This window comes from Streptomyces sp. NBC_00433 (genome assembly GCA_036015235.1).
GTDB lineage: Bacteria > Actinomycetota > Actinomycetes > Streptomycetales > Streptomycetaceae > Actinacidiphila.
The window spans coordinates 4,856,094-4,880,682 of the sequence record CP107926.1 but is presented as its reverse complement, the minus strand read 5'-3'; the positions used below and the strand labels follow the sequence as shown (position 1 = coordinate 4,880,682).

Annotated in this window: 24 protein-coding genes and 2 pseudogenes; 13 read left to right on the top strand and 13 right to left on the bottom strand. The window is 70.9% G+C overall.

The window, feature by feature from the left end; translation table 11 throughout:
* Positions 1 to 142: 142 nt before the first annotated feature.
* The 5 genes from OG900_20750 (at position 143) to OG900_20730 (ending at position 7,507) form a co-directional block, all read left to right on the top strand.
* Positions 143 to 2,185 carry a copper resistance protein CopC gene (locus OG900_20750; GenBank protein ID WUH92295.1) on the top strand — a complete coding sequence of 681 codons (2,043 nt, stop codon included), beginning with the start codon at positions 143 to 145 and terminating at the stop codon, positions 2,183 to 2,185.
* A gap of 118 nt (positions 2,186 to 2,303) precedes the next feature.
* Entirely contained in the window at positions 2,304 to 3,593 is a 1,290-nt protein-coding gene (gene efeB / locus OG900_20745; protein ID WUH95859.1) for an iron uptake transporter deferrochelatase/peroxidase subunit, read from the top strand.
* A 266-nt stretch (positions 3,594 to 3,859) separates the two neighbouring features.
* On the top strand, positions 3,860 to 4,789 hold the full coding sequence (gene pheA / locus OG900_20740; protein WUH92294.1) for a prephenate dehydratase: 930 nt from the start codon (positions 3,860 to 3,862) through the stop codon (positions 4,787 to 4,789).
* A 556-nt stretch (positions 4,790 to 5,345) separates the two neighbouring features.
* Entirely contained in the window at positions 5,346 to 6,653 is a 1,308-nt protein-coding gene (gene serS / locus OG900_20735) for a serine--tRNA ligase (protein WUH92293.1), read from the top strand.
* A 56-nt stretch (positions 6,654 to 6,709) separates the two neighbouring features.
* Positions 6,710 to 7,507 carry a Cof-type HAD-IIB family hydrolase gene (locus OG900_20730; GenBank protein WUH95858.1) on the top strand — a complete coding sequence of 266 codons (798 nt, stop codon included), beginning with the start codon at positions 6,710 to 6,712 and terminating at the stop codon, positions 7,505 to 7,507.
* On the opposite strand, the gene OG900_20725 is transcribed toward OG900_20730, so the two are convergent.
* From OG900_20725 to OG900_20705, 5 genes are all read right to left on the bottom strand, one after another.
* Positions 7,482 to 8,279 carry a hypothetical protein gene (locus OG900_20725; protein WUH92292.1) on the bottom strand — a complete coding sequence of 266 codons (798 nt, stop codon included), beginning with the start codon at positions 8,277 to 8,279 and terminating at the stop codon, positions 7,482 to 7,484. The two genes, OG900_20730 and OG900_20725, sit on opposite strands and share 26 nt — an antisense overlap.
* A 92-nt stretch (positions 8,280 to 8,371) precedes the next feature.
* Positions 8,372 to 9,091 (bottom strand): ABC transporter permease subunit, encoded by a 720-nt coding sequence (locus OG900_20720; GenBank protein WUH95857.1) that lies wholly within the window; start codon positions 9,089 to 9,091, stop codon positions 8,372 to 8,374.
* A 76-nt stretch (positions 9,092 to 9,167) separates the two neighbouring features.
* Positions 9,168 to 10,085 carry an ABC transporter ATP-binding protein gene (locus OG900_20715; GenBank protein WUH92291.1) on the bottom strand — a complete coding sequence of 306 codons (918 nt, stop codon included), beginning with the start codon at positions 10,083 to 10,085 and terminating at the stop codon, positions 9,168 to 9,170.
* The gene (locus tag OG900_20710) at positions 10,082 to 10,948 is read right to left on the bottom strand and encodes an ABC transporter permease subunit (protein ID WUH95856.1); all 867 of its coding nucleotides are present in this window, start codon (positions 10,946 to 10,948) and stop codon (positions 10,082 to 10,084) included. Before OG900_20710 ends, OG900_20715 begins: the two co-directional genes overlap by 4 nt.
* A 67-nt stretch (positions 10,949 to 11,015) precedes the next feature.
* Complete coding sequence (locus OG900_20705) at positions 11,016 to 11,999, bottom strand: ABC transporter ATP-binding protein (protein ID WUH92290.1); 984 nt, start codon at positions 11,997 to 11,999, stop codon at positions 11,016 to 11,018.
* Between the two features lie 211 nt (positions 12,000 to 12,210).
* On the opposite strand from OG900_20705, the gene OG900_20700 reads away from it, so the two are divergent.
* The 4 genes and pseudogenes from OG900_20700 (at position 12,211) to OG900_20685 (ending at position 16,362) form a co-directional block, all read left to right on the top strand.
* Positions 12,211 to 14,064, top strand: coding sequence for an SDR family oxidoreductase (locus tag OG900_20700; protein ID WUH92289.1), 1,854 nt, complete (start codon positions 12,211 to 12,213; stop codon positions 14,062 to 14,064).
* A 60-nt stretch (positions 14,065 to 14,124) separates the two neighbouring features.
* Positions 14,125 to 15,018, top strand: coding sequence for a metal-dependent hydrolase (locus OG900_20695; GenBank protein ID WUH92288.1), 894 nt, complete (start codon positions 14,125 to 14,127; stop codon positions 15,016 to 15,018).
* Positions 15,019 to 15,066: 48 nt separating this feature from the next.
* A complete protein-coding gene (locus OG900_20690; GenBank protein WUH92287.1) occupies positions 15,067 to 16,020 on the top strand; it encodes a MerR family transcriptional regulator in 954 nt (317 codons plus the stop codon).
* Positions 16,021 to 16,158: 138 nt separating this feature from the next.
* Positions 16,159 to 16,362: pseudogene (locus OG900_20685) on the top strand (LLM class flavin-dependent oxidoreductase).
* A 46-nt stretch (positions 16,363 to 16,408) separates the two neighbouring features.
* On the opposite strand, the gene OG900_20680 reads toward OG900_20685, so the two are convergent.
* The 4 genes from OG900_20680 to OG900_20665 all read right to left on the bottom strand — a co-directional run bounded on the left by OG900_20680 (position 16,409) and on the right by OG900_20665 (position 18,668).
* On the bottom strand, positions 16,409 to 16,810 hold the full coding sequence (locus tag OG900_20680; GenBank protein WUH92286.1) for a PIN domain-containing protein: 402 nt from the start codon (positions 16,808 to 16,810) through the stop codon (positions 16,409 to 16,411).
* Complete coding sequence (locus tag OG900_20675; GenBank protein WUH92285.1) at positions 16,807 to 17,055, bottom strand: type II toxin-antitoxin system CcdA family antitoxin; 249 nt, start codon at positions 17,053 to 17,055, stop codon at positions 16,807 to 16,809. Before OG900_20675 ends, OG900_20680 begins: the two co-directional genes overlap by 4 nt.
* A gap of 84 nt (positions 17,056 to 17,139) precedes the next feature.
* Complete coding sequence (locus OG900_20670; protein ID WUH92284.1) at positions 17,140 to 18,318, bottom strand: hypothetical protein; 1,179 nt, start codon at positions 18,316 to 18,318, stop codon at positions 17,140 to 17,142.
* A 44-nt stretch (positions 18,319 to 18,362) separates the two neighbouring features.
* On the bottom strand, positions 18,363 to 18,668 hold the full coding sequence (locus tag OG900_20665; protein ID WUH95855.1) for a hypothetical protein: 306 nt from the start codon (positions 18,666 to 18,668) through the stop codon (positions 18,363 to 18,365).
* 106 nt (positions 18,669 to 18,774) lie between these two features.
* Between OG900_20665 and OG900_20660 the strand changes: the two are divergent.
* Positions 18,775 to 18,999: pseudogene (locus OG900_20660) on the top strand (LLM class flavin-dependent oxidoreductase).
* A 66-nt stretch (positions 19,000 to 19,065) separates the two neighbouring features.
* Here the strand turns inward: OG900_20660 and OG900_20655 are convergent.
* The 4 genes from OG900_20655 to OG900_20640 form a co-directional block, all read right to left on the bottom strand.
* Entirely contained in the window at positions 19,066 to 19,458 is a 393-nt protein-coding gene (locus OG900_20655) for a DNA-binding protein (protein ID WUH92283.1), read from the bottom strand.
* Positions 19,455 to 19,736 (bottom strand): hypothetical protein, encoded by a 282-nt coding sequence (locus OG900_20650; GenBank protein ID WUH92282.1) that lies wholly within the window; start codon positions 19,734 to 19,736, stop codon positions 19,455 to 19,457. Before OG900_20650 ends, OG900_20655 begins: the two co-directional genes overlap by 4 nt.
* 226 nt (positions 19,737 to 19,962) lie before the next feature.
* Positions 19,963 to 20,613 (bottom strand): response regulator transcription factor, encoded by a 651-nt coding sequence (locus OG900_20645; protein ID WUH92281.1) that lies wholly within the window; start codon positions 20,611 to 20,613, stop codon positions 19,963 to 19,965.
* Entirely contained in the window at positions 20,610 to 21,776 is a 1,167-nt protein-coding gene (locus OG900_20640; protein ID WUH92280.1) for a histidine kinase, read from the bottom strand. The genes OG900_20645 and OG900_20640 overlap by 4 nt, the downstream gene beginning before the upstream one ends.
* A gap of 130 nt (positions 21,777 to 21,906) precedes the next feature.
* On the opposite strand from OG900_20640, the gene OG900_20635 reads away from it, so the two are divergent.
* The 3 genes from OG900_20635 (at position 21,907) to OG900_20625 (ending at position 24,574) form a co-directional block, all read left to right on the top strand.
* The gene (locus OG900_20635; GenBank protein ID WUH92279.1) at positions 21,907 to 22,710 is read left to right on the top strand and encodes a methyltransferase; all 804 of its coding nucleotides are present in this window, start codon (positions 21,907 to 21,909) and stop codon (positions 22,708 to 22,710) included.
* Positions 22,711 to 22,826: 116 nt separating this feature from the next.
* Positions 22,827 to 23,753 (top strand): ATP-binding cassette domain-containing protein, encoded by a 927-nt coding sequence (locus OG900_20630; protein WUH92278.1) that lies wholly within the window; start codon positions 22,827 to 22,829, stop codon positions 23,751 to 23,753.
* Positions 23,750 to 24,574, top strand: coding sequence for an ABC transporter permease (locus OG900_20625; GenBank protein ID WUH92277.1), 825 nt, complete (start codon positions 23,750 to 23,752; stop codon positions 24,572 to 24,574). Before OG900_20630 ends, OG900_20625 begins: the two co-directional genes overlap by 4 nt.
* The last annotated feature ends 15 nt before the right edge of the window (positions 24,575 to 24,589 follow it).

Here is a 24,589-nt window from a genome sequence, read left to right as displayed (position 1 = left end):
CAGACGGTTGTACGTGCCGACGCGCGAGCCGGCGTCCGCGGCGGTGTCAGCAGCGACGTCCGCGGCAAGGTCCGCGCCTCCCGTGCGGGTCGGTGGTCCGCGACGGCCGAGGCGTGGCCCTGTCCGCAGGCTGGCGGCGGTCGTGGCGGCCTGCTGCGCGCTGTTCGCGGTGCTGCTGGCCACGGCCGCGCCCGCGTCCGCCCACGCGGCGCTGATCCGTACCGACCCGGCCGACGGCTCCGTGGTGCAGACCGCGCCGCAGCAGGTGGTGCTCACCTTCTCCGAGGGTGTGCTGCTGTCGGCCGACTCGCTGCGGGTGCTCGACCCGGCCGGTGCGAACGTGGCCACGGGTGTGCCCGGCCACGCCGCCGGCAAGGACTCCGGGTCCACGGCGACGGTCGCGCTGCGCGCCGGGCTCGGCAATGGCACGTACACCGTCGCCTGGAAGGCCGTCTCCCAGGACAGCCATCCGGTCGCCGGCGCCTTCACCTTCTCGGTCGGCGCGCCCTCGCAGACCACCGTCGACCTCTCCGACCAGGCCGCGCTCGGCGGCGGCACAGCGGGCACCCTCTACGGCGTCGCCCGCTACTTCGCCTACGGCGGCTTCGCGCTGCTGGTCGGCGGCTGCGTCTTCCTGTCCGTGTGCTGGCCGCGCGGCGCCCTGCTGCGGCCCCTCCAGCGGCTCGTCGCCGGCGGCTGGGCCACCCTGGTCGCGGCGACCATCGCGCTGATCATGCTGCGCGGCCCCTACGTCAACGGCAGCGGGCTCGGCGACGCCTTCGACCTGAGCCTGATCCGCACCCAGCTGGAGACCCGTCCAGGCGCCGCCCTGGTCTCCCGGCTGCTGCTGCTCGCCGCCGCGGCGGTCTTCCTCGCCGTGCTCTTCGGCAGCTACGCCAAACGGGAGGACCCGGAGGAACGCGCCGACCTTGCATGGGGCCTGGGCATCGGCGGCACCGTCGTCGCCGTCGGCATCGCGGCGACCTGGGCCATGGCCGAGCACGCCTCGGTCGGTATCCAGCGCAGACTGGCGATGCCGATCGACGTGGTCCATCTGCTGTCCATGGCGGTCTGGCTCGGCGGGCTCATCACCCTGCTGACGGCGCTCAGCGCGCCGTCCACCGCCGGCACGGTCGAACGCGCCGCCGTACGCCGCTTCTCCACCATCGGCCTGACCGCGGTCACCACGCTGGTCTGCACCGGCACCTACCAGGCATGGCGGCAGATCGGCACCTGGCGCGCCTTCACCGACACCTCCTACGGCCGGCTGCTGCTGATCAAGATCGGGCTGGTGTGCACGCTGGTGTGCGTCGCCTGGTTCTCGCGCAAGTGGACGCAGTCCATCGGCGACCCCGCGGCGACGGCCGGGAAGGTCGGCCGGCAGACGGCCCGTCAGGCACCCCGGCAGGCCGTCAGGGCGGCCGCGGGCGGGTCGGACGCGGCAGACGGTGCGGGCGGCGCTCAGGAGCGGGGCAAGGGCGGCGCAGGCGATCCGGACACCGCAGGGGACCCGGGGCCGTCCTCGGACGACCCGGCCTCGGATACGGGCGCGGCCTCCGGTACGGAGCGCGCCGCGGGTGATCCGCGGCGGATGGCGCAGCTTCGCAGGCAGCAGGACGCCCGCACGGCCGCCCGGGAGAAGAAGGTCAGGGACTCCGACCCGGCCAGGGTCGCCCTGCGCCGCTCGGTGCTGGCCGAGGTCGGGGTCGCCGTGGTCCTGCTCACCATCACCACGATGCTGACCGGCAGCCAGCCGGGCCGGGCCGCGGAGGAGCAGAAGGCGCTGGCGCCCGCGCCCGCCGCCCCGGGCGCGTCCGCCCCGGCGACCGGCGCGTCGCAGGACGCCGACCTGCGCATCCCCTTCGACACCGGCGGCCCCGGCGGCAAGGGCACCGCGGACCTGATCCTGTCGCCGGCGCGGGCGGGCACCGCCGCCTCGGTGCATCTGGAGCTGACCGACGCCGCCGGACTGCCGGTGAAGGCGCCGGAGGTGCGGCTGGCCTTCACCCTTCCCGCCAAGAACCTCGGCCCGCTCCCGGCGAAGGTCAGCCCCTTCGGCGCAGGACACTGGATCGCGTCGAACGTGACGCTGCCGCTGGCCGGCAACTGGCAGGTCGCGTTGACCGTCCGCACCTCCGACATCGACGAGGTGACGGTGACAAGGAACGTGCAGATCACATCGTGAGCGAGCGGCAGGCATGAGCAAGGCAGCAAGGACCGCGGGGCGCCGGGGCGGCTCGGCAATGGACGGCCGGGAAGCGGACCGCTCGGCAATGGACGCGCGGGAAGCGGACGGCTCGGCAATGGGCGACGCCGTGGGAATTGGCGGCGCCGCCCCGGCTCGGCAAGGGTCCGCGCCGATCAGCCGGCGGCGGCTGCTCGGCACCGCGGGCGCGGCCGGCGCGGCCGGCGCGGCCGGTCTGATCGCCGGCGGCGCGGCCGGGGCGGGCGTGGCGGCGGCGGTGGAGGCGGAGCCGACCGCGCTGGCCACGGTCGGCTCGGCGCACATCCCCTTCGAGGGCGTCCGGCAGGCGGGCATCGTGCAGCCCGCGCAGGCCCGCGGCCACCTGGTGGCCTTCGACCTGGTGCCGGGGGCCGACCGCAGGGCCGCGGCCGGCCTGATGCGGCGCTGGTCGGACGCCGTGCGCACGATGACGGCGGCCGGCAGGCCGGCGGCGCCGGCGGCGTACGACGACCAGGTCGCGTACGACGCCGGCCCCTCCTCGCTGACGGTCACCTTCGGCTTCGGCCGCGGCTTCTTCGGGCGGACCGGTCTCGGCGCCGCACTGCCGGAGGCACTGGCGCCGCTGCCTGACTTCGCGGGTGACCGGCTGGACCCCGCCCGCAGCAACGGCGACCTCTGGGTGCAGATCGGCGCCGACGACGCCCTGGTCGCCTTCCACGCGCTGCGGGTGCTGCAGAAGGCGGCCCGTGACACGGCGTCGGTGCGCTGGCAGATGAACGGCTTCAACCGCACACCGGGCGCGACCGCGCACCCGATGACCGGTCGCAACCTGATGGGTCAGATCGACGGCACGAACAATCCGAAGCCCTCCGACCCGGACTTCGAGCAGCGGGTCTTCGTACCGGCCAAGGGGTCGCCGGGTTGGATGGCGGGCGGGTCCTACGCGGTGGTGCGCCGGATCCGGATGCTGCTCGACGACTGGGACCACCTGCCCGTGGCACGCCAGGAGAAAGTGATCGGGCGGCGCAAGTCCGACGGGGCGCCGCTGTCGGGCGGCACCGAATTCACCCCGGTCGACCTGGCCAAAGTCAATGCCGACGGCTCGGTCGCCATCGCGGGCGACGCGCACATCCGGGTCGCGGCGGCCGCGTCCAACCAAGGCGCGGCCATGCTGCGGCGGGCCTTCTCGTACCACGACGGCATCGGCGCCGACGGCACCCCGGACGCCGGGCTGCTCTTCGTGGCCTGGCAGGCCGATCCGCTGAAGGGCTTCGTGCCGGTGCAGCGCAAGCTCGACGGCGGCGACGGCCTGTCCCGCTTCCTGCGCCACGAGTCGAGCGGCCTCTTCGCGGTCCCGGGTGGGGCAGGCCCGGGGGAGTACGTGGGCCAGCGTCTGCTGGAGGACTGACGCGCGAGTTCCCGGAGTGGTCGGCCGAGGAACGAGGCTGCCCGCGAAGGGAACGAGAAGGAAGACCGGCCGACAAAGGCAGCAGGGCTGACACGCGACTTCCCGGAGTGGTCGGCCGAGGAACGAGGCTGCCCGCGAAAGGAACGAGAAGGAAGACCGGCCGACAAAGGCAGCAGGGCTGACACGCGACTTCCCGGAGTGGTCGGCCGAGGGGGAGCCCGTCGTGAGCCGTACGGCGCGGGCGTGGGGGCCGTTAGGCTGACGGCATGTCCCCAGCGAGCCGCTACACGTATCTCGGTCCCGAAGGGACCTTCACGGAGGCGGCACTGCGTTCGCTGCCGGAGGCCGCGACCCGTGAGCTGGTGCCGATGGTGTCGGTGCCCGCCGCGCTGGACGCGGTGCGCGGCGGCGACGCGGGCGGCGCGCTGGTGCCGATCGAGAACTCGGTGGAGGGCGGCATCACCGCCACCCTGGACGAGCTGGCCTTCGGCGAGCCGCTGATGATCTACCGCGAGGTGCTGCTGCCGATCGCGTTCGCGCTGCTCGTGCGCCCCGGCACCGACCTGGCCGCGGTCAAGACGGTGACCGGGCACCCGGCAGCGCAGATCCAGGTGCGGCAGTGGCTGGCCGAGCACCTGCCCGACGCGGTGTGGGAGTCGGCGGCGTCCAACGCGGACGGGGCCAGGCTGGTGCAGGAGGGCCGTTTCGACGGTGCCTTCGCGGGGGAATTCGCCGCGCCGACCTACGGCCTGGAAGCGCTGGCCACCGAGATCCACGACGCGCAGAACGCGACGACGCGCTTCGTGCTGGTCGGCCGCCCGGCGCGGCTGGCGGCGCCGACCGGGGCCGACAAGACCTCCGCGGTCTTCTGGCTGCGCGACGACCACCCCGGCGCGCTGCTCGAACTGCTGCAGGAGTTCGCGATCCGCGGGGTCAACCTGATGCGCATCGAATCCCGGCCGACCGGCCAGGGCCTCGGGCAGTACTGCTTCTCGGTGGACGCCGAGGGCCATCTGACCGACCGGCGGGTCGGCGAGGCGCTGATGGGTCTGCGGCGGCGGTGTCTGAACGTACGCTTCCTCGGCTCGTACCCGCGCGCCGACGAGGTGGCGGGGACGGTGGCCCGCGGCACCGGGGACGCGGAATTCACCGACGCCTCGGACTGGCTGAACCGTGCCCTCGACGGGCGCGGCTGACAAGCGGGTCGAAGAAGCGTTCCGCAGGTTGTGCACAGCTACTGACGAGTTATCCACAGGCAGCTTCCGCGGCCTGTGGGTAACTGGGGACAAGTCGACAGAGAAAGCCGACCTAGTCGACAAATTGGTACACAGACACCAGGACGTCACAGAGTGACGCAGGACACGCCTCGTCACCCCAATTCGTCCGACCCACTCGTCCGAGGGAGTATTTCTCACTCGAAAGTGAGTGTGGAGCGGGTTTTGACGGGGAATCCATGGCCGAACATCCGGCCCCCGGAATGATCTCGCTCCTCCTCCACAGATCTTCCCCACACCCTGTGGACAAGTCGTGGAGATCCTGGGCCCCCTGTGGATAACTCGGCCCCGAAGCGATGATCAACTCCGTTTCTCCACAAGCGGGATGCCCCGTCGGAGGGACACCCGCAATAAGGTTGACGGGCCATTTTTCCGCCCGCTATATAGATTTCTCCAGCTTTCGGAGTGAAACACTCATAACGGGCATAAAGCCCCTAACTTGTCGCGTACGGCTGCCTCGCCCCGGTAGCCTGTAGCCGTGATCGACCTTCGCCTGCTTCGTGAGGACCCCGACCGTGTGCGCGCCTCGCAGCGCGCCCGTGGAGAGGACGTCGCGCTTGTCGACTCCCTCCTCTCCGCCGACGAGCGGCGCAGGGCGTCCGGGACCCGGTTCGACGGGCTGCGCTCCGAGCAGAAGCAGCTGGGCAAGCTGATCCCCAAGGCCCAGGGCGACGAGAAGGCCGAGCTGCTGCGCCGCGCCGGCGAGCTGTCGGCCGCGGTCAAGGCCGCCGACGCCGAGCAGCACGAGGCGGCCGAGGAGGCCCAGCGGCTCCTGCTCGAACTGGGCAACCTGGTCCATCCCGACGCCCCGATCGGCGGCGAGGAGGACTTCGTCGTCCTGGAGCAGCACGGCGCCCCGCGCGACTTCGCCGCCGAGGGCTTCACCCCCCGCGACCACCTGGAGCTGGGCGAGCTGCTCGGCGCCATCGACACCGAGCGCGGCGCCAAGGTGTCGGGCTCACGCTTCTACTACCTCACCGGCGTCGGCGCCCTGCTGGAGCTGGCCCTGGTCAACGCGGCGATCACGCAGGCCACCGCGGCCGGCTTCACCCCGATGCTGACGCCGAACCTGGTCAAGCCCGCCGCCATGGCGGGCACCGGCTACCTGGGCCAGGTCGAGGACGACGTCTACCACCTCGACAAGGACGACCTCTACCTGGTCGGCACCTCCGAGGTCCCGCTGGCCGCGTACCACATGGACGAGATCATCGACGCGTCCCGGCTGCCGCTGCGCTATGCCGGGTTCTCGTCGTGCTACCGGCGCGAGGCCGGCTCGTACGGCAAGGACACCCGCGGCATCTTCCGGGTGCACCAGTTCGACAAGGTGGAGATGTTCGTCTTCACCGCTCCCGAGGAGGCCGAGGCCGAGCACCAGCGGCTGCTGGCCTGGGAGAAGCAGTGGCTGACCTCGCTCGAACTGCCCTTCCAGGTGATCGAGCTGGCCTCCGGCGACCTGGGCGCCTCGGCCTCGCGCAAGTTCGACTGCGAGGCCTGGATCCCGACCCAGGGTAAATACCGCGAGCTGACGTCCACCTCGAACACCCTGGAATTCCAGGCCAGGCGGCTCGGCGTGCGGATGCGGGACAGCGACGGCACCCGGCCGCTGGCCACGCTCAACGGCACGCTGTGCGCGGTGACGCGGACGATCGTGGCGATCCTGGAGAATCACCAGCTGCCGGACGGCTCGGTGCGGGTCCCCGAGGTGCTGCGACCGTATCTGGGCGGCCGCGACGTGCTGGAGCCCGTCGCCTCCGCCGCCGCCGCCTTCTCCGCCGCAGCCGAGTGAGCGGCGCCGCAGCCGGGCCCGACTCGTCCTCACCGGCGGCGCCAGGACCCGGCGCGCTGCCCTACCGGCTGATCGCCACCGACCTGGACGGGACGCTGCTGCGCAGCGACGCCACCGTCTCGCGGGGCTCGCGTGACGTGCTCGCCGCGGTCGCCGCGAAGGGGGCCGCGCACATCGTCGTCACCGGCCGCTCGGTGCCGTGGACCCGCCATGTGCTGGACGACCTGGGCTACGAGGGCCTCGCCGTCTGCGGCCAGGGCGCACAGGTCTACGACGCGGCGGCCGGGCGGCTGCTGACCTCGGTCACACTCGACCGGCAGATCGCCGCCCTGTCGCTGGCCAAGATCGAGGCCGAGGTCGGACCGCTGGCGGTCGCCGCCAGCAGGGACGGGCTCGCCGGCGACGTGCTGATCGGCCCGGGGTACGTCTACAACCCCGAGCTGCCGGTCATCCGCATCAGCGGCACCGACGAGCTGTGGGCGGAGCCGATCAACAAGCTCTACATACAGCACCCGGAATTGTCCGACGACGAGCTGACCCAGGTGGCCGAGGACGTGGCCGGCGACCTGGTCAGCGCCACCATGGCGGGGGCGGGCATCGTGGAGCTGCTGCCGCTCGGGCTCACCAAGGCGACCGGCCTCTCGCTGGCCGCGCGGCGGCTCGGGGTGACGGCAGCCGAGACCATCGCCTTCGGCGACATGCCCAACGACCTGCCGATGTTCGGCTGGGCCGGCTACGGCGTGGCCATGGCCAATGCGCACCCGGAGCTGAAGCGGGCCGCCGACGAGGTGACGGCGTCGAACGACGAGGACGGCATCGTGCCGGTCCTCACCCGGCTTTTCGGCCCGTTCTGACCTCTCCCTCCCCGGCATCCCCGGCCTCATCGCCGTCTGCGCCGCCGGTCGTCGGTGCTTCCGAGCGGTGCGGGGCCGCGACCGTGACCGGTGTGACCGCGTGGCAGCACAGCCCGATCAGCGCGGCGGTCAGATGGCCGAGGTCGGTGTAGGTGGCGTCGGCGTCGGTCAGCACCGGATAGGCGAAGAAGCCCAGGATCACGGCCAGATACGCCCAGCGCCACGGCCGCGGCACCCGGTAGGCGAGCACCCCGACCACCCCGGCCAGGCCGTAGCTCACCCCAATGTCCACAGTGTGCGCCAGTGAGTGCGGCAGCCGGTCGTCCCGTATCCCGAAGAAGACCGCCTTCTGGCTGAGCAGTGTCGCGCCGACATGCGCGCTGGCCGCGGTGAACAGCCAGTGCCAGGTGCCCAGCCAGCGCTCCGCCGACGCGTGCACCAACTCGAACAGCGGCGCGTAGAAGACGAAGCCGGACGGCGTCTCGATCCAGAAGGCGCTGCCGATCAGTACGCGGATCGGGTGACTGTGCAGCTCGACCAGGTTGGTGCTGAAGCGGTGCAGCAGATACGAGCGCACGTCCGGTGGGGCGAGCGCCATGACCGTACTGGTGACCGCCAGTATCGCCAGCCAGGTGTGGGTGCCCGGCGACGATCGCACCCAGTGCGCGGCGAAGCGCCGCGCGCCGCGCGGGGTGACGCGGCGGAGCCGGTGCGCCGCGGCGCGGATCCGGGTGGGTACGGTCCGCGCCGCCTGCGTGGTCTGCTGGGCCATTGCCCTCAGTCTTCACCGGGGCGCTGTGCGCTGCCCGCCGACGTGACGGCCGCTCCCGCCCGTCATCCCCTACGGCTCAGCGCCGGCCGATGTCACTCGTCCCCGGCGAGCTTGAGGCTGCGCAGCTTGCGCCCGGCGAACCAGGTGGCCGCGGCCGTGACCGCGGCCAGCAGCACGATGCTCGTGGTCAGGCCGACGTCGGAGCTGACCACGTCGCCGTGGGCCAGCTTCTGCGCCACTGCCAGCGCCCACTGCTGGACGCTCAGAGTGCGCGCCCCCGGCACCACATTGCCGACCACGCCTTCCCACACCAGCGCGTAGACCAGGCCGACCACCACCGCGTGCCGGGTGAGCACGCCGAGCAGCAGGAAGATCGCGGCGTAGGCGATGGACGCGATGGCCGCGCCGACGGTGAAGGCGACCGCGATGTTCTGCCCGTTACCGTTGAGTATGTAGCCGGCCAGCAGGGTCGGGATGGCGGAGAAGGCCATGGTCACGCCGATCGCGACCAGCAGTTTGGTGAAGATGATCGTGCCGCGTCTGATCGGCTTGGCCAGCAGGTAGACGATCGCGCCGTCATCGATCTCCGGGCCGATGGCGCCGGTGCCGGCGATGACGCCGACCAGCGGCACCATCGCGCTGAGCGCGAAGCCCTGGAGCACGTTGTTGGCGGTGGAGTCGTCGGCGCCTGCCAGCCCGCGGACCGCGCTGACGATGACCAGCAGCAGCAGCGGGAGCAGGAACAGCAGCAGGGCGCGGCGGCGGCCGAGCAGCGCCCGGTAGGTGAGCCGTGCCACGGTCGGGTGGTACAGCTTGGGGCCGGTGGCCGGCGGCTGCATGGCGCCGCGGCCGGCCGGGGCGGTGGTGACGGACATGTCGGTCGGCTCCTTACGCCGTGACCAGGTAGGAGAAGACGCTCTCCAGGGACTCGTCGGAAGGCGAGACCGTGAAGAGCCGGATGCCGTGGTCGCGGGCGATCCGGGGCAGGAATTCAGTGAAGCCGGCGAAGTCGACCGCCTGGATGCGCAGGGCGTCCTCCCGCAGGTCCAGCTCGATCGCCGCGGTGGACGCGTGGGCGATCAGCGCGGACGCCAGCCGCCGGTCGTCGCTGGACCGGACGAGATAGCGGTGCGGGCGGTCGGTCATCAGGCGGCGGATCTTGCGGAAGTCGCCCGACGCGGCGTGCCGTCCGGCCACCACCACCTCGATGTGGTGTGCGAGCTGCTCGACCTCCTCCAGGATGTGCGAGGAGAACAGCACGGTGCGGCCCGCGGCGCCCATCCGCCGCAGCAGGTCCATCAGCTGGAGCCGCTGCCGGGGGTCCATGCCGTTGAAGGGCTCGTCGAGCAGCAGCACGGACGGCTCGTGGACGAGCGCGGACGCCATCTTCGCGCGCTGCCGCATGCCCTTGCTGTACGTCTCGATCCGCCGGTCCTGCGCGTATTCCATCTCGACGGTGGCCAGCGCCCGCTGAGCCGCGGCCGCCGGGTCGGGCAGGCCGTGCAGCTCGGCATTGGCGACGACGAACTCCCGTGCGGTGAGGAAGTCGTACATCGACTCGCGCTCGGGCACGATGCCGATCTCGCGGTAGGCCTGCTCATTGCGCCAGATGGCGTTGCCGTCCAGGGTGACCGTGCCGTTGGAGGGCGCGAGGAAGCCGGCCATCATGTTGATCAGGGTGGACTTGCCCGCGCCGTTGGGGCCGAGCAGGCCGGTCACGCCGGGCCCGATGGTCATGGTGACGTCGTTGACCGCCACCACATTGCCGAACCAGCGCGAGACGTTGTCGATGCTGATCGTGGTCACGACAGGCCCACCTTCCGGTAGCGGTTCATCAGCAGGCCGAAGGTGCCGGCGATGACCGCCAGGAGCACCAGCAGGTAGAGCATGCCGATCCCGGCGTTCGCCGGTCCCGCCGCGTGCGGGAAGGCGGAGCCCGCGCCGAGGAACCAGGTCTGGAAGCCGTCGATCAGGGTGACCGGCGAGAACAGCCCGAGCCAGCCGATGACGTGGTACTTCTCCTGGGAGTCGGCGACCCCCTGAACGGCGGAGACGGCCGCGTAGCTGACCACGAACAGCGCGATGACCGCCGCGACCCCGAAACCGCGGCGCGGTGTGACCGCGGCGATGACCAGGCCGATCCCGGCGAACAGCAGGGAGAGCAGGACTACGGACACCAGGCCCTTCGCAAACCCGGCGGTCTGGTGCGCGAAGCTCAGCTTCGCCAGCAGCGCGCCGACGTAGAGGATGACGAGCGGTATCGCGGTCAGCAGGAAGAGCGCCACGGTGAGAGCCGCGTATTTGGCCGCCACGTAGTCGACCCGCTCGATGGGGCGGGAGAAATACAGCGGGGTGGTCTTGAAGCGCAGGTCGCGGCTGACCGACTGCGGGGCCTGGGCGGCGACGAAGAGAGTGATGACCGCCTGCATGATGATCGCGTAGCGGGTGTAGGCGACCGGCAGGTCGGGGCGGTCGGTGAAGATCGCCACCGCGACCATGATCAGCGCGGGCGCGCACATCGCGCCGAGCAGGATCATCGGCAGCACCTTGGACTTGGCGCTGCGGCCGAGCCCGTAGGCGCCGCGCAGGCTCTGCGAGAACAGCGCCAGCCGGGCATAGCCGCGGCCGAGCCGGGGACCGGTGTAGTTGCGGTACCCGATGTTGTGGATGACATCGGGGGGTGAACCGGCAGCGGCGCCCGCGGCGGGGCCCGCTGGGCCGCCGGGGGCGGCGACGTCAGGCTGCGTCACGGCCGTCTCCTTCCTTGCTCGGGGCGTCTTCCCCGGTGGGGGTGGTGTCTTCGTCGATGAACAGCTCGGCTATCCGGTGCCTGCGCTGCTCCATCCGCACCAGGCCGACACCGAGACCGGCGACGGCGTCGCGCACCGTGTCGTAGGTGTCGTCGCCGGCGATGTCGACCAGCAGCAGATGCCCGTTGGCCTGCGCGGTGAGTCCCGCGTCGGTCAGCAGGCCGAGCAGCTCGCTCTCCCGGTCGGTGACCTCGACCGCGAGGGACGCGGTGGCCTGGGTGAAGTCGCTGGTGGAGGAGGCCCGCAGCAGCTTGCCGCCGTCGATGACGACGATGTGGTCGCTGGTGCGCTCCAGCTCGCCGAGCAGATGGGAGGTGACGAGCACCGAGATCCCGAAGTCGGTGTGCACCCGGCGGATCAGGCCCAGCATCTCGTCCCGGCCGGTGGGGTCGAGGCCGTTGGTCGGCTCGTCGAGCAGCACCAGCTTCGGGTCGTGCACCAGCGCCTGGGCGAGCTTGACCCGCTGTTTCATGCCCGTCGAGTAACCGCCCATCGGGCGGTACCGCTCTTCGTACAGGCCGACGTGCCGCAGGGTGTCCGCGGTGCGCTCGCGCGCGGAGGTGGGCGGCAGCCCGGACATCCTGGCCATGTGGACGACGAACTCGGTCGCCGACACGTCGGGCGGCAGGCAGTCGTGCTCGGGCATGTAGCCGACCAGGCTGCGGATCTGCGGCCCCTCGGTGGCCACGTCGAGTCCGAGCACGGCGGCACGACCCTCGGTGGCCGGGGACAGCCCCAGCAGGATCTTGATCAGGGTCGACTTCCCGGCCCCGTTGGCCCCCACCAGCCCGGTCACACCGGGGGTGACGTCCACGGACAGCCGGTCAAGAGCGGTCACCCTCGGGTACCGCTTACTCAGGCTTTCGGTAGCGATCACAGTCACATGCCTGACCGTAGTGGCCCGCGCCACACTCTGACGTCAGCCCGGGGTGCCGGATCTGTGTAGTCCTGGGGGCTGACCACCCGTAGGGGTCGCTACCACCACAGGCTGCCATCGGGTGGAGACGGAGAGTTTTCCACAGGGTGGGGACGGGTCTTGACCGTGCCATCGAGCGATGTCACAGTCATCAGTGTCAGCTTCGGCCGGTGCTGCCGGCGTGCGGAGAGGGGCGGTGAGCGGGATGGGCGGATCGACGGGCGCGGAGCGGTTCGTGACCGGTGCCGACGGGGTCCGGTTGTGCGTGGCCGAATACGGTGACGCGGCGCTGCCGACTGTGGTGCTGCTGCACGGCTATCCGGACAGCAAGGAAGTCTGGTCCGCCGTGGCGGCGCTGCTCGCCGACCGCTTCCATGTGGTCCTCTACGACGTGCGCGGGCACGGGCGCTCCGGCGTCCCTGAGCCGCTCAGGGGCGGCTTCACACTGGAGAAGCTGACCGAGGACTTCCTCGCGGTCGCCCGCGCGGTGAGTCCGGACGGCCCCGTGCACCTGGTCGGCCACGACTGGGGCTCGGTGCAGGGCTGGGAATTCGCCACCGTGCCCGGCACGGCAGGGCGGCTGGCGTCGTTCACCTCCGTCTCCGGGCCGTGCCTGGACCACTTCGGCCACTGGATCAGGCACCGGGTCCGCCGCCCCACCCCCCGCAGGGCCGCGCAGGTGCTCGGACAGGGCGTCAAGTCCTGGTATGTCTACGCGCTGCACACCCCCGTGCTGCCCGAGCTGGCCTGGCGCGGTGTCCTCGGCAAGCAGTGGCCCAGGCTGCTGGCCCGGGTGGAGAAGCTGCCCTCCGACGGCTATCCGACCGCCTCGCTCCCCCAGGACGCCGCGCACGGCGCCTGGCTCTACCGCGACAACGTGCGGCGGCGGCTCGGCCGGCCGCGGCCCGACGCGTACGCGCACGTGCCGGTGCAGCTGATCACCCCGACCGGTGACGCCTTCCTGTCGGAGCGGCTCTACGACGACCTAGAGCACTGGGTGCCCCGGCTGACCCGGCACACACTGCCCGCCAAGCACTGGGTGCCGCGCTCCCGGCCGCAGCAGCTGGCCCGCTGGATCACCGACTTCGTCACCGCGGTCGAAGACACCGGCGGCGCCGGCGGCCGTCCGGTGGCCGGGGCGGACACGGGTGCGGCGGCGGGAGCGGGCGTCGTGCGGGCGGGGAGGCCGGAGATGCTGCCGAGGTCCGCGCTGGGCAGGGCGCTCCCGGCGGCCAAGGAGCGGTTCGGCGGCCAGCTGGTGCTGGTCACCGGCGCGGCCAGCGGGATCGGCAAGGCCACCGCGCTCGCCTTCGCCGAGGCCGGAGCCCGGGTGGTGGCGGTCGACCGGGACACCGGGGGCGCGGCGGACACCGCCGAGCTGGCCCGGCGGATCGGCGCACCCGACGCCTGGCCCGAGACGGTGGACGTGTCCGACGCCGCGGCGATGGAAGCGCTCGCCGCCCGGACCCTCGACAGCTACGGCGTGCCCGACGTGGTCGTCAACAACGCGGGAATCGGCCTCGCGGGCTCCTTCCTCGACACCACACCCGAGGACTGGAAGCAGGTCCTCGACGTCAACCTGTGGGGTGTCATCCACGGCTGCCGGATCTACGGGCGGCAACTTGTCGAGCGCGGGGAGGGCGGCCACATCGTCAACACCGCCTCGGCCGCGGCCTTCCTGCCGTCCCGCGTGCTGCCCGCGTACAGCACCTCGAAAGCGGCGGTGCTGATGCTCAGCGAATGCCTGCGGGCAGAGCTGGCGCCGCACGGCATCGGGGTGAGCGCGATATGCCCCGGCCCGGTGAACACCCCGATCACCGCCAGCGCCCGGCACACCGGGGTCAGCGACGAGGAGCAGGCACGCCGCCGCGCGCGGAGCGCCCGGCTCTACCGGCTGCGCAACTACCCGCCGGAGAAGGTCGCCGCAGCGGTCGTCAGGGCGGTGATGCGGGACACCGCCGTGGTCCCGGTCACCCCGGAGGCCCGTGGGGCCCGGCTGCTGTCCCGGCTGTCGCCCGGCGCACTGCGGGCGCTCGCCCGGGTCGACCCGCCGCTGTGACCGGCCGTTCCGGTCCCGTCGACCCACCCCACCCGAGCCACCGGTAAGGAGGCCGCGCCCGTGAATCACCCGATCAAGCCGCGCCGGGTCACGTTCGACTGGAAGCAGACTCCTCTGCACTGGATTCCGGACGAGCCGACCGCGACGCATGTCATCAACGTGCTGCATCTGCTGCTGCCGGCCGGGGAGCGGTGGTTCGTGAAAGTGTTCAAGGAGGCGCTGCCGCTGGTCACCGACGAGCAGCTGCTCAAGGACGTCAAGGGCTTCATGGGCCAGGAGGCCACCCACAGCATGCAGCACGCGTACGTGCTGGAGCACCTGGCCGAGCAGCAGCTCGACACCGCCGCCTACACCCGCCACGTGGAGTGGATGTTCGACGTGCTGCTCGGCGAGATGCCGCCGTGGGGCGCACCCATACCGAGGCGGGAGTGGCTGCGCTTCCGGCTGTCGCTCGTAGCGGCGATCGAGCACTTCACCGCGGTGCTCGGAGACTGGATCCTGGCCGCGGAGGCGCTGGACGGCGCGGGCGCCGACGAGGTCATGCTGGACCTGCTGCGCTGGCACGGCGCGGAGGAGGTCGAGCACCGGGCGGTGGCGTTCGACATGTACCAGCACACGGGCGGTGGCGGCGCGCTGCGCTATCTGCGCCGGGTGGAGGGGATGGCGCTGGCCTGGCCTGCGCTGTTCTACCTCTGGACGGTCGGCGCCCGCCACCTGCTGCGGCACGACCGGCGCCTGGTGCGGGGCTGCTACCGGTTCAGGGACCACCGCGCCGCGGCCCGCCGCGGGCTGCTGCCCTCCTGGGCGTCGCTCCACGCCGCCATGCCGCGCTATCTGCGCCGGTCGTACCATCCGTCGCAGGAGGGTTCGCTGAGCAAGGCGGTCGAATATCTGGCCGCCTCCCCCGCGACCCGGGCCGCCACCGGGCCGACCGGACACGCGGCGGCCTCATGACGACCGAGGGACGAGAGCACGTGGGTGAGAGCGAGTGAGGGCCGCCAGGTGAGCACGCCCGCCGGCACCGGGCAGGGCGCGTACCGGATCGAGGACCTGTCCCGGCTCAGCGGGACCACGGTCCGCACCATCCGCGCGTACACCGACCGCGGGCTGCTGCCGAAGCCGGAGCGGCTCGGCCGGGCCAACGTGTACGACGACGCGCACCTGGACCGGCTGCGGCAGATCGCCGATCTGCTGGAGCGCGGCTACACCCTGGCCAGCATCAAGGAGCTGCTGGCCGCGTGGGACGCGGGCACCGGGCTCGGCGGAGTGCTCGGCCTGGTCGACGAGGTGGACCGGCCGTGGTCCGACGAGCAGCCGGTGCGGATGGGCCTGCGGGAGCTGATCGCCGCCTTCGGCGGGGTGGCCGACCTGTCGGCGGTGGAGGAGGCGCTGCAGCTCGGGGTGCTCGAGGCGGTGCCGGGCACAGTCGACGAGTTCGAGGTGCCCAGCCCCCGGGAGCTGGCCGTCGCGGTGGAGCTGCACGCCGCCGGTGTGCCGCTGGGCGCGATCACCGGCCATCTGCGGGAATTGCGCGGACAGGTGGAGTACATCTCGGAGCGCTTCCTCGAATTCACCACCGAATACGTCTTCCCCCGCTTCCTGCAGCACCCGCCCAACGACGCCGAGGCGGCCGAGGCCGCCGACCTGGTCCGCCGGTTGCGGCCGCTGGCCCAGCACACCGTCGACGCGGAGCTGGCCCGCGCGATGCGGCTGCGGGCCACCGAGCACGTACGCCGCCACCTCGGCGACGCCCTCCCGCCGACCGAGCCCGCGGAGCCGCCCCCGCCTGCCCCGCGGGACGACGTGCCGGTGCAGGTCCCGCTGCCCGCGGCCACGGTCGCCGCGGTCCGCTCACTGGTCGGCCCATCCGGCGTCCCGGCCTTCGTCGCCGCCGCGACCGACCGCGAGGTCGCCGCCCGCCGTATGGACGCCCTCACCTCCGGCACCGACACCTGACCCTCCTTGCCGCGGGCCGGGCGAACTGCGCGGGACGTCGGCGGTGTCCATCACGGGTCGTGATTCCAGTGTCCCCAGGCTCGCCGGTGACCTGTGGGCATCGGTCTCTCGTATGGTCGAGGGCATGCGACTGAGACCGTGATTCTTCCGATCCACCGCTGGCACGAGCAGGGACGGGACGTCTGGCGGCGGGCCGAGGAACTGGGGTTCCACGCGGCCTACACCTACGACCACCTGTCGTGGCGGACGTTCCGGGACGGCCCCTCGCACGGGGCGATCCCGACGCTGACTGCTGCCGCCGGCGTGACGTCGACCATTCGGTTGGGGACGCTGGTGACGTCGGTCAAGCCGCGTTCACGCATCAGGGGCTGACCTGCGGTTCTGCGGCTCAGAGGCTGATGAGCCCGATCCGCTTGCCGCACAGCCGGGCCATGTCGTCGATGTCCGACGTCAGGATGACCACGGGCCCGGCCTGCCGCAGGGCCGCTTCCGCGACGGTCGCGTCGATGGCGTACTTGTGACCGTGCAGGCCGGCCGTCTTGAGCAGCCTCGCCGCTTCCTTGGCGGTCTGCTCGGTGACCGGCTCCACCTTGACCCGGGACAGGGTCCACTGGAGTCGCGGCATGTTCACGCGGGAGTGGCTGACCTCCACGATGGTGTTCGCGCTGATGATGAGATCCGCGCCCATCTCGTGAAACAGCTTCAGCAGGCCGAGGATCTTCCGGTCCTGGGCGACCCAGGCGGACAGGCCCTCGCTGTCCAGGACCACGGATTCGACGTGCTGACTCACGCGGCGCTCGCGCCGCCCGTGGTCTGCGTCGCTCCCGTGATACGCGCTCGGGCCTCGGCCAGCTCCTCTTCGCTGAAGGATCCGTGCTCGTCCTCGTAGCTCCGCAGGTCGGCCCCGAGCAGTTGGTGCCTGATCTGACGGGCGACTGCCTCGGCCACATAGCCGGAGACGTTGTCCGTGAGCTTCTTCAGCTCCGCCACCTGCTCGGTCGGCAGCGTGACCGTGATCCGGGTCGTGTCAGCCATATGGCGAGCATACCGCAGTATGCACGTAAACGCCCCTTCTTCTCGGTCGCCGGGTGTGCAGTCTGTGAAGCTACCGGCATGCGCTCAGCGCGGCCGGACGCGGAGCAGCTCACTGAGCCGGTCACCGATCACGGAGACTCCCGGGCGCGGCTCGCTCTCGTAGTACCAGGGTTTGCGTCGGCGCAGCAAGGCGTCGCCGTGCTCGCTCCAGGTGAATCCGGGCTGCCGCAGGAGTCTGCGGAACACCGTGTCGACGTTCTGCGGGTGTGCGGCGGCCAGACGGCGGATGGGCAGCGGCGTGATCGTCTCCTCTCGCAAGTACGTGCGGAGCAGGTCCTGATGGTGCTTGCGGCCCGCGAGGTCGGGGTTCGCGAACAGGTCCAGCAGCGACCCGTAGTCCGCGTAGAAGTTGAGCCCGTCGACCCGGTCGTAGATGACGCCCACAGTGTCCGAGTCCGCCAGTTCGGGCGGCAACGTGAAGAGGGGCAGGCCCGGGGCGGGCCGCCGCGCGCCCCGAGCGGGGCCGGGACGTCGCTCGGCGGCGATCTCCTGGCGGTGGCGGTAGAAGGCGTTGATACGGTCCTCGGCCTCCTCTGGCGTGAGGACCAGTTCGTCGCTGCCGCAGAACTCGGCGAACGCAGCCCGGTCCTCACGCATTGAGCGCCATCCTTGCTCGACCTTCTCCGGATTGCGGAAGACGAGGTCGGGCCGCACGGTGGCCAGGTCGAGGGCCGCGCTGGCGATCTCCGAAGCGGCGGTCCGGGGGTAGGAGGACATCACACCGGAGACGAACCATGCGCCGGGTACGTTCGCCAGGCCGACCAGTCGGGCGCCGAGGAAGCCTCCCTTGGCGACTCCGCGGAAGGCCGACGGCCCGGCGCTGGCGTACGTCCGATACTCCAGGTCGTCCAGCAGGTTGAGCAGGAGCAGGCAGTCGCGGTCCTTGCCCCGCACCTCGAAAAGCCCTTCGACCGGGTCGCGCCAGGCCAGGACCATCTGCCGGTCGGCTTCGGACAGAGCCGTTCGCCGAGTGACGAAGCGGTCGGCGACCGTGCTGCCATCAGGCAGGCGGTACTGGAGCAGGAAGTGGTCGATGACGTTGATCGCGGTCGCCTCGTCCAACGCGCCTTCAGGGCCGCCGGCCTCGGCCAAGAGCGGGTCGAGGAACCGCTCGAACGCGCGGCCCTCCCCGAACGCGACGAGCTCTTCCTTCAGCTCAGCGCTACGCCGCAGGGCATGGACGAGATCTGGGAAGGTGTTCATGTCGTGCTCCGATGTGCTTCGGCTCTCGTCCGGGTCCGCTTTTCTCAGCATCCGGCCCAGCGCCGGTACGCCTCGACCCAGTGCGTCCCGTCCGGAGGCGGCTCCGGCAGGGGCAGTTCAGCCAAGCCGATGTCCTGCCGGAACCCCTCCCGCATGCAACGAGCGTTCACCCGGTGGTCGTTCGTGAGGTAGACCTCGACCACGGTCACCTCGACGCCCAGGACGGTCGTGGAGAACGGAAGCGCCAAGTGTTCGTCGATGACGGCCAGGAAGCCGTTGACCGCTTCGATCTCGTCGTACGTGTCAACCGTTGCTTCCTCGATCAGCGCGTCCAGTTCGGCGACGCTCATTGTGCTCACCTTCACCACGGTAGCGAGCAGGTGCGCGTTCCGTGGTCTGCTTCCCCCAATGGTGGCCTTTCGCCGGTGCGGCGCCTGCGCCCGTAAGGTCGTCCTCATGCGTCTGAGCACCGTGATCCTGCCGATCTACCGCTGGCACGAGCAGGGTCGGGAGGTGTGGCGGCGGGCCGAGGCTCTCGGGTTCCATGCCGCCTACACCTACGACCACCTGTCGTGGCGGACCTTCAGGGACGAGCCGTGGTTCGGGGCGGTGCCGACGCTCACAGCGGCGGCGGCCGCGACCGAGCGGATCAGGCTCGGGACGCTGGTGACGTCGGTCAAGCCTCGTTCATGCATCACGGGCTGACCTGCGGGAATCGCAGCAGTCGCCGTCACCTGCCTGAAGATCTCAGATCGGCTCGACCGCGATACGCGGATGGCACAGTCGACGCAGGTCGTCCACGTCGCTGGTCACGACGGTCACCTCGCCGTGTTCCGCATGTGCGGTGGCCGCCAACATGGCGTCAATGGCGTACTTGTGACCATGTAGTCCCTCGGCGGCCAGAAGCTTGGCCGCCGAGCGGGCGGTCTCTTCCGTAATCGGTCGCACCTTGGTGAGGGAGACCGCGACGTCGAACGCCGCTTGTACGACCTTGGGATCACGTGCCTCGACCAGGGTTGCCGCACTGGTCACGATCAGCAGATCGAGGGTTCGAGCGACGTCCAGCCACACCGTCATGTCACGGTGCCGCCGGGACAGTTCGGACAAGGCTTCGCTGTCCAGGACAAGAGTGCCGCTCACGCAGCGTCCGCCGGCGAGGCGCCGCCACGGTGGGCCGTGTGGTGCGCCCGGATCCTCTCGGCGCGTGCCGCCACCTCGGCCTGATCAACAGGACCGTGCTCGGCCTCGTACTCCGCGATGTACTCATCTACGGCCTCACGCTGAAGCTGACGCTGCACGGCTTCCTCGATGTACGAGGACACGCCCTGCTTGCCGGCACGCGAGCGAATCGCCTCCAGGGTCTCGGCGCGCAGAGAAACGCTGGTGACTCGTGTCTTGCCGGGGCGAGGAGTATCCATCGACACATTGTAGTACACGGTGTGTGAACGGGCGAGGGGTTCGTCATCACGGGTTCGACCTCAGTGCCGGGCAGGACGGCTGATGCGGCTCCGGCTCGCCGGGCCATGGATCCTTGTCGGGTTGCTGTGGCCCCACCCCGTTCCGGAGTGAATTCCGTGCCGTTCCGCTTCTCCTTCACCGGGCCTTCGCCGGACGCCGTCGAGCGCGTGCGCGCGGTCGGAGGGCTCAGCGGGGAAGGCCGGCGTCGCGCGCGAGGAGGGCGGCCTGAACGCGGTTGCTGGCTTCGAGGGTGGTGAGGATGCGGCTGACGTGTGCCTTGACGGTGCTTTCGCGCATGCCGAGAACAGCGGCGATCTCGGCATTGGTATCGCCTTCGGTGAGGCGGCTGAGGACCTGGGTTTCACGGGGGGTGAGCCGAGCCAGTCGTCTGCGGGCGGCACGGGCGTCGGGGCGGGCGGTGTGGTGGAAGCGGTCGATCAGGTGGCGGGCTGCGGAGGGGTGGAGCATGCCGTTGCCGGCCGCGACCACGTGGATGGCGCGAAGGATGTCTGCGGGCTCGGTGTCCTTGAGCAGGAAGCCGTCGGCGCCGGCGGCGAGAGCGTCGTAGACGTACTCGTCGATGTCGAACGTGGTCAGCATGACGATGCGCGGCGGAGCGGGAAGGGTACGCAGTCGGCGGACGGCGGCGATGCCGTCCATACGGGGCATCCGGACATCGACCAGGGCCACGTCGATCCGGTGGCGAGTGGCCTGTTCGACCGCTTCCAGGCCGTCGACCGCCTCGGCCACGAGCAGCAGGGCCGGGTCCGTGCCGATCAGGTCGGCCAGGCCCAGCCGGACCAGGGCGTCGTCGTCGACGACCAGTACGTTGATCACGAGGTCTCCGATCCGGGAATCGGCTGCCGCTGCAGGGAGCTTGCGGGATCCGGGGACAGAGGGAGGCGGGCCGAGAGCCGCCAACCGCCGTCCGGCGAAGGCCCGTGATGGAGATGTCCGCTGAGGCCGCTGACCCGTTCGGACAGGCCGACCAGGCCGTAGCCGATGGTCGCGGAAGGTGGGTACGGCGGACGGCCCGGACCGTTGACGAGTTCCACGGATGTGGCCGGGCTGCCGTAGTGCACATGCAGCCGCACCGGTGCGCCGCCGGCGTGCTTGCGGGCGTTGGTGAGCCCCTCCTGGACCAGTCGGTGCACAGCGAGCCGGTGACTGGCCGGGGCGGATCCGGCTTCCCCGCCGATCTCCGCTTCGATCCGCTGCCCGGCGGCGTCGGCCTCGGCCAGCAGCGCGGAGAGGTCCTGCACCGCTGGGCCGCGCTCCTTCCGGGGGTCGCCGGGCAGGTCCGTTCGCAGCGCTCCCAGCAGATCGCGCAGGTCTGCCAGGGCCTGTGCCGCAGTGGCGCGGAGCAGCGCAATCCGCTCGAGGGCCGGGGGCGGCAGCGTCTCGGTCTGCATCGCCAGGACGCCGGCGTGCAGGGCGAGCAGGCTCAGCCGGTGGGCGAGTACGTCGTGCATCTCGGCGGAGATGCGGGCCCGCTCTGCCAATCGGGCCTGCTCAGCGTGCAGTTCGGCCTCGACGGCCCGACTGGCGGCCAGACGGCGCCGGCTTGCCGTCCACAGTCCGGCGGTGATGGCAAGCGCGAACACCAGCCCCGGAGAGTACCTGGGCTCGACCGGGCCGTGGATCGGCGGGCGCCACAGCCACGGCGCCAGGGCGGCGAGGCTCCCGTAAGCGGCGGCGGCTCTCGTGCGGCCTCGTGCGGCCAGATGGAACAGCAGTACCGTCATCGGCGCCATCTGGTTCTGCGCCACCATGGCCGCCAGCGCGGGTACGCCGACCGACAGCGGGAACCGCTCACGGGCGGTCAGCGCCAGCGCCGCACCGAACGCGACCGACGCCCTCAGCGGCAGCGCGGCGCCACCCCGGGTCGCGTACGCCTGCTGGACCACGAGGGCGAGAGCTGTGCAGATCAGCACATACTCGGTCCACAGCGGCCGCCAACGGTGCCGGAATTCGAGGCCGGGGCCTGCGTCTGCGTGCACCGGCCGATCGTAGGCACCCGCCGGCCGTACCCGCATCGCCCACCAGCCGTACCTGACCCCGACTTTCGTAGGGGTCCCGGCTCATACATCAGCCGATTCCCGGGAGCCACCGGCGCACGAGCCTGAACGGATGAACCGATCGAGCTTTCCCGCGCCGGCAGGGGCATGGTCCCGCAGCGTGGCAGACGCCGCGCTCTTTCTCACCGAGACAGCCCGTACTTTCCACACCACCGGAGCCGTCGCCCCGAGCAGCCGTCGTCTCTCCCGCGCCCTGGCGGCCCCGCTCCTGACTCCCCGTCCTGGCCGGCAACCCCTGGCAGTACTGGAGGTGGGAGCCGGAACCGGCGCGGTCTCGCGCGTACTCGCCAACCGGCTCCGCCCAGGCGACACCCTGGACCTGGTCGAGGCGAACCCCCGCTTCGCCAATCGGCTCCGCGCCGACCGGCGGCTGGAAGTCGACGGGGAACGGATCCGGCTGATCGAGCAACCGGTCGGCGAGTTGGCGCATGGTGGCCTCGGAAACGGCCTCGGCAGCGGCCGCTACGACGTGATCGTCTCTGGCCTGCCTTTCGCCAACTTCCTGCCCCACGAGGTCGCCGAGGCGCTCGCCTTCTACCGCGTAGCGCTCAAGCCCGGCGGCCACCTCACCTACTTCGCCTACCGGGGAACCAGCCGCGCCCGCGCCCTGGTCCCCGCCCGGCGCGCGGCTGACCGGCGGCGCGCGGTCCTCGACACCCTCGCCCACTGGCGGCAGTCCCACGATGCCGTCGACTCCCGCACGGTCTGGGCCAACCTGCCACCGGCCCGCGTCTGGCATCTGCGTGCTGCCGCCACCGTCGCCACTGCCGCCGGCTCCGACCGCAAGGGCGTCGACGTCAGATCCGGCCCCGGTGGCACTCCGAAGGCCGAGGTCGACGTATCAGACCGGGCGTGACGACCGGGTCATCCGAGCGGGGGACCGGATAAGCCAACAGGACACATCGGGGGAGTACACGCTGACTGTACCGGCTTTCCGGCGGAAACGGTAAGAAGAAACCAATTGGAGGACGCATGATCAAGGCCGAGAGTCTGACCAAACGCTATAGGGACAAGTTGGCCGTCGACGGATTGACGTTCACCGTCAAGCCGGGTGTTGTCACCGGGTTCCTCGGTCCCAATGGCGCCGGAAAGTCGACGACGATGCGGATGATTCTGGGGCTGGACTCCCCGACGTCCGGATCAGTTACCGTGAACGGGAAACCGTTCGCTGAGCACCAGAGTCCGTTGGCGGAGGTCGGAGCGCTCTTGGAAGCCCGGGCGGTGCACACCGGCCGTTCGGCGCGCAACCATCTGCTGGCGATGGCGGCTACGGCGGGGATCGGAGTCAAACGGGTCGACGAGGTGATCGGGATGGTCGGGCTCGGTGATGTCGCCGGTCGCCGCGCCGGCGCCTTCTCACTGGGTATGGGGCAGCGGCTGGGTATCGCCTCGGCACTGCTGGCCGACCCGCAGACTCTGATTCTTGACGAGCCGGTCAATGGGCTGGACCCGGACGGCGTGCGATGGATCCGCAACCTGCTCAAGGGGCTGGCCGACGAGGGCCGCACCGTGTTCCTGTCGTCCCACCTGATGAGCGAGATGGCGCTGACTGCCGATCACGTCATCCTGGTGGGAAAGGGCAAGTTGCTGCGGGATCAGTCAATGGCGGACTTCATCGCGACGGCGTCATCCGATGTCGTCACAGTCCGGTCCCCACAAGCTGCTCGGCTCGCTGCCCTACTGGCCGGCGTCGGCTTCACCGTACGCAACATCGCGGAGCAGACGCTGGAAGTGCAGGGCCTCACCAGCGACCGCATTGGCGTGACTGCCGCAGAGGCTGGAATCACCCTCCTGGAGTTGGCCACTCACGCTGCTTCTCTGGAAGAGGCGTACATGGCCCTGACCGACGACTCGATCGACTACCGCTCCACCATCGAGAATACCAAGGACGCCGCATGAGCACCGCCACGATCGATACCTCCGCCGCCCGCCGGAGCGCCGGGGCCGGCGTAGACAGCCAACCGGTAACCCTCGCGCGGACGGTGAAGTCCGAATGGATCAAGTTGCGCAGTCTGCGATCGAGCTGGGCGGTGCTGGGCGCGGCCGTGCTCAGCATGCCGGCCGTTGGATTGATCATCGCCTATAACACCCGCAATCCCGCCGCCGTTCAAGACGTCGCCGACCTGACGCCGTCGGCGACGCTGAAAGGTTATTACCTGGGGCAGCTCCTGATCGGGGCGCTGGGTGTGCTGTTCGTTTCCAGTGAATTCAGCACGGGCATGATTCGCTCGACATTCACCGCGGTCCCCAAACGTCTTCCGGTGCTCTGGGCCAAGTTGACGGTGTTCTTCGTGGTCGCCGCAATGGTAATGACGACGACCACCATTGCCACTTTTATTGTCTCGCAAGCGGTGATCGGCCAATACCGCACGGGGTTCTCGCTGTCCGATCCAGGGGTGTGGCGGGTCGTGCTGGGCACGGCCCTGTACATGGTGCTGGCCGGAGTCATCGGAGGAATGATCGGCTGGATCGTGCGCTCGACCCCTGGCGCTCTGGTCAGCTACTTCGCCCTGGTGTTCGTCCTGCCTGTGTTGGACCTGTTCGGATCGGCGGGCAGGCACGTCGCGCAGTTCCTGCCGTCACAGGCGGGAGCCGCATTCATCGTCACCGAGCCCGACTCTCCGCACCTATCACCCGGGGTCGGTGCGCTTGTGCTCTGTGCGTGGACCGGCGCCGCCATCGTCGTGGGGGCTACCTCACTGCGCCTCCGCGACGCCTGAGTGGAACGCTGAGCT

What these genes read in the sequence shown, in the direction of transcription:
- OG900_20725 (WUH92292.1), bottom strand. Translation starts at nt 8,279, where the DNA reads ATGGCCCAGCAGACCACGCAGGCGGCGCGGACCGTACCCACCCGGATC.
- OG900_20650 (WUH92282.1), bottom strand. Translation starts at nt 19,736, where the DNA reads ATGGATACTCCTCGCCCCGGCAAGACACGAGTCACCAGCGTTTCTCTG.
- OG900_20635 (WUH92279.1), top strand. Translation starts at nt 21,907, where the DNA reads ATGAACCGATCGAGCTTTCCCGCGCCGGCAGGGGCATGGTCCCGCAGC.
- OG900_20625 (WUH92277.1), top strand. Translation starts at nt 23,750, where the DNA reads ATGAGCACCGCCACGATCGATACCTCCGCCGCCCGCCGGAGCGCCGGG.
- OG900_20670 (WUH92284.1), bottom strand. Translation starts at nt 18,318, where the DNA reads ATGAACACCTTCCCAGATCTCGTCCATGCCCTGCGGCGTAGCGCTGAG.
- OG900_20675 (WUH92285.1), bottom strand. Translation starts at nt 17,055, where the DNA reads ATGGCTGACACGACCCGGATCACGGTCACGCTGCCGACCGAGCAGGTG.
- efeB (WUH95859.1), top strand. Translation starts at nt 2,304, where the DNA reads ATGGGCGACGCCGTGGGAATTGGCGGCGCCGCCCCGGCTCGGCAAGGG.
- OG900_20700 (WUH92289.1), top strand. Translation starts at nt 12,211, where the DNA reads ATGGGCGGATCGACGGGCGCGGAGCGGTTCGTGACCGGTGCCGACGGG.
- pheA (WUH92294.1), top strand. Translation starts at nt 3,860, where the DNA reads ATGTCCCCAGCGAGCCGCTACACGTATCTCGGTCCCGAAGGGACCTTC.
- OG900_20665 (WUH95855.1), bottom strand. Translation starts at nt 18,668, where the DNA reads ATGAGCGTCGCCGAACTGGACGCGCTGATCGAGGAAGCAACGGTTGAC.
- OG900_20630 (WUH92278.1), top strand. Translation starts at nt 22,827, where the DNA reads ATGATCAAGGCCGAGAGTCTGACCAAACGCTATAGGGACAAGTTGGCC.